Consider the following 3,350-nt stretch of genomic DNA (forward strand, 5'->3'; position numbering starts at 1 on the left):
CCGTCTCCGTCTCCGAGTCCCGCTGCAACACCGACTCCGACTCGCAGCCCAAGTCCCTCTTCAAGTCCTGCTGCGGCACCGACTCCGTCCCCGACTGCGACTCCTGCTCCTGCTCCGTCGCCGACGCCATCGCCCTCCCCCAGTCCTGTTCCGACACCGACGCCATCGCCGACCACAAGCCCATTGCCCTCCCCCAGTCCTGTTCCAACACCAACGCCATCGCCAACCGTAACTCCTGCCCCGACGCCGTCGCCAACCGCGACTCCGTTGGCACCTCGACCAATTCCCACCCCTACGATTTCCCCATCCCCTTCTTCCTCTCCTTCCTCGCTCTCGTCCCCTACCCTAACGCCGTCTGTCAGCGACCCAAATACGCGCAACATTTTCTCCGATCTCAGCGTGGCTCCGGCTCCGATCGACCTCGGCATCCAAGACCGGATCGATCGACTCGTGCTGCGAGAAAGTCCGGTACGAGAAGCTTTGGCGCTGCTGGCTCGGACGGCGGGGTTGGGCATTGTCTTCACCGAGGACTTGACCGGAACGCCCGGAACGACTGGAGCAACTGGAACGCCTGGGACAATTGGAGGCGGCGCAGCGGGTCAAGGACCAGGAGCCGCCCTTGCCTCCAACATCTCGTTAGACATCGAGAATGAAGCCGTACAGAATGTTTTCAACTACATTCTGCGGGCAAAAGGACTCCGAGCCAGTCGAGTCGGACGCACGATTTTCGTCGGGCAGAATCTTCCCGCCACCGCAGGCAACTACACAGCCCGCACGCTGCGGCTGAACCAACTGCAAGCCACGCTGCCGCAGACCAACATCACCACAACGATGACGAGCGCATCGAGCCTGACGAGCGGTGGCGGACAGGGTGGCAGCACCACGAACAGTCAGGTTGGGAGAAGCAGCACGATGACCGCCAATGTGCCCACGCGCGGTGGACTGCAAATTCTAGAAGAACTGGGGGCAAACAATGCCGCAACCGCACGGAGCCGTGCCCTTGCCGGGCTACAGGTAACGGCAGATTCGCGCACCAATACTCTGACGCTGCTGGGCACGCCGGAACTGATTCAGCTTGCCACCGAATACATCCTGAAGCTGGATGTGCGCCGCAGGCAAGTGGCAGTCAACGTCAGAATTGTGGAAGTCAGCTTAACCGACAACAGCAACATCGGCGCGAGCTTTTCGTTCGGGGTTGCCGACAGCTTTTTTGGCGTCAACCAGGGGCGAGCATCGGTGAACGTGGGACCCGTCAACCCTAACCTGGCTGATACAAACAGCCTCACAAGCCCGCCCACGATCGTCAACCCGTTCGCGGGTACTCAGCCGCCGCTAAACACCAACCAGCAGGTCGTCAACAGTCAGGGACAGACGCTAGGTTTCCAACCTGCCAGCCCAGTGAACTCGAATCCCCTCTCTCCGGTTGTGACAAACCTGACGTCTGGCGGATTTAGCACCACGAACAGCGGTGTGACGACCGTGCTGAACCCAGCGATTACTTACGGACTGTCGCCGCTGTTTCAGTTTCCGCTGCAATTTTTGGCGCGGCTTCAGGCGCAAGTCACGAACGGCAGAGCCAACATTCTGACTGACCCGACCTTGATTGTGCAGGAGGGCAACCGATCGCAGGTGAACCTGACCTCCCAGGTGTTTTCCGGCTTTACCGAGCAGCGCGTCACTGAAGGCAACGTCACCACGACTCGAATTTTGCCCCAGCCGCCGATCGACGTGGGCGTCATCCTCAACATTGAGGTCGAGCGCATCGACGACAATAATTTCATTACGCTGGCGGTGTCGCCAGAGGTCAGTTCTCCGGGTCAGCAAATTACGGACCCCTCGCGGAATAATCTGCTGATTCAGCAGTTGGTGAATCGGCGGCGGCTAGAAACCGGAACCATTCGGCTGCGCGATGGGCAAACTCTGATTTTGGCAGGGATCATTCAGCAGCAGGACCGCGTCGTCACCACGAAAACGCCGATTTTAGGTGATATTCCTCTGATTAATTTACTGTTTCGCAGCACGCGCAAAGACCGCGATCGCAGCGAAGTGATTGTTCTGATTACGCCACAGGTGATCGACGAAGGAAGTCGGGAACCTTACGGCGTCAATTACACGCCAGGAGCCGAGCTACAGCGACTGTTGCAGCAGGGGCAACCCCAGCGGCAGCCGCCCGCATCCTCGCCGCAGGCACCGTCTCTGCCGCCATCCCGTCAGCAGCAGCTTCAGCCGCCCCAGCAATCGACGCCGCCCGCCTCGCCGCCTAACCCATAGTCGCGCAACTGGCTCTGGGTAAACACCTTAGCGGAAATCAGACTGACTGAATTCCGTTTAATCATCTAAGCTTTACAAAGCATTAACGAGAGCTTACCGCCCCATTAACTGCATAACTGATAATCTATTCATGGTTTCAGTACTTTCATCTACCAGGCATTGCCTAAATGACACGTGCGCTTAAGCGCTCTGAGATTTCGGGAGTTCCATCTCTGGCGTGCGATTGTTGTGAATTACCAGTGCCGCTCCGTCAACTGAGTCAACAGAACGCCTGGCGGCTGTGGCTGGTTCTAGGGCTACTGATTAGCCTTTGGTTTGCCGAATTAGGCATGGGCTTATGGAGCCATAGCCTATCGCTATTTGCAGATGCCGGACACCTGCTGTCCGATGTGGGGGCGCTGGGGTTAACCCTGGTGGCGAGTTGGCTAGCGCGACGCCCCGCAGAAGGACGAGCAACGTTTGGGCATGGACGAACTGAGGTTTTGGCAGCGCTGGCAAATGGTGTTGGGCTGCTGGCGATCGCTAGTTTTATTGCCTGGGAAGCTGTCGATCGATTTCAGGCACCCGAACCCGTGTTGAGCCTGCCGCTGCTGCTCGGAGCGCTTTTGGGGCTGTCGGTCAACGGTCTGAATATTACGCTGCTGCACAAGCACAGCCAGGACGACCTGAATTTTCAGGGCGCATTTCTCCATGTGCTGGCAGACACGGCAAGTTCGGTGGGCATTTTGGTTGCGGCGATCGTCATCTATGCGCTGCACTGGTCCTGGGTCGATCCGGCGATTAGCTTACTCATTGCTTGCCTCGCAGCACTCAGCTCTATTCCACTCCTGCGAAGCAGCCTAGAAATTTTGATGAACTATGCTCCGCGATCGCTCGATCCTGCCGAGGTTGAAGCCACCCTGCAAGGATTTCCGGGTGTGCGGCGCGTAGACAAGCTGCATGTTTGGACGATCGCTCCCAGGCAGGTGGTGCTGTCCGCTCATTTGGTGGTGGATCTGCCAACTGTCCAAGAGCGCGATCGCCTGCTGCGGCAGTTAGAACTGGAGCTGAGCCAAACCTTCGGCATTCAGGAAACGACG

3 protein-coding genes are annotated in these 3,350 nt (G+C 58.3%); 2 read left to right on the forward strand and 1 reads right to left on the reverse strand.

What is annotated here, in order from left to right:
- On the reverse strand, window positions 1-290 hold a 290-nt coding region (locus H6F43_RS06000), incomplete at its 3' end, for a hypothetical protein (RefSeq protein WP_190341649.1).
- Between H6F43_RS06000 and H6F43_RS06005 the strand changes: the two genes are divergently transcribed.
- Window positions 268-2,271 (forward strand): secretin N-terminal domain-containing protein, encoded by a 2,004-nt coding sequence (locus H6F43_RS06005; protein WP_190341650.1) that lies wholly within the window; start codon window positions 268-270, stop codon window positions 2,269-2,271. The genes H6F43_RS06000 and H6F43_RS06005 overlap by 23 nt on opposite strands.
- A 167-nt stretch (window positions 2,272-2,438) precedes the next feature.
- Window positions 2,439-3,350: cation diffusion facilitator family transporter (locus H6F43_RS06010; protein WP_190341653.1), on the forward strand; the 912-nt coding region annotated here is incomplete at its 3' end.

It is taken from the genome of Leptolyngbya sp. FACHB-36 (genome assembly GCF_014695955.1).
GTDB lineage: Bacteria > Cyanobacteriota > Cyanobacteriia > Leptolyngbyales > Leptolyngbyaceae > FACHB-36.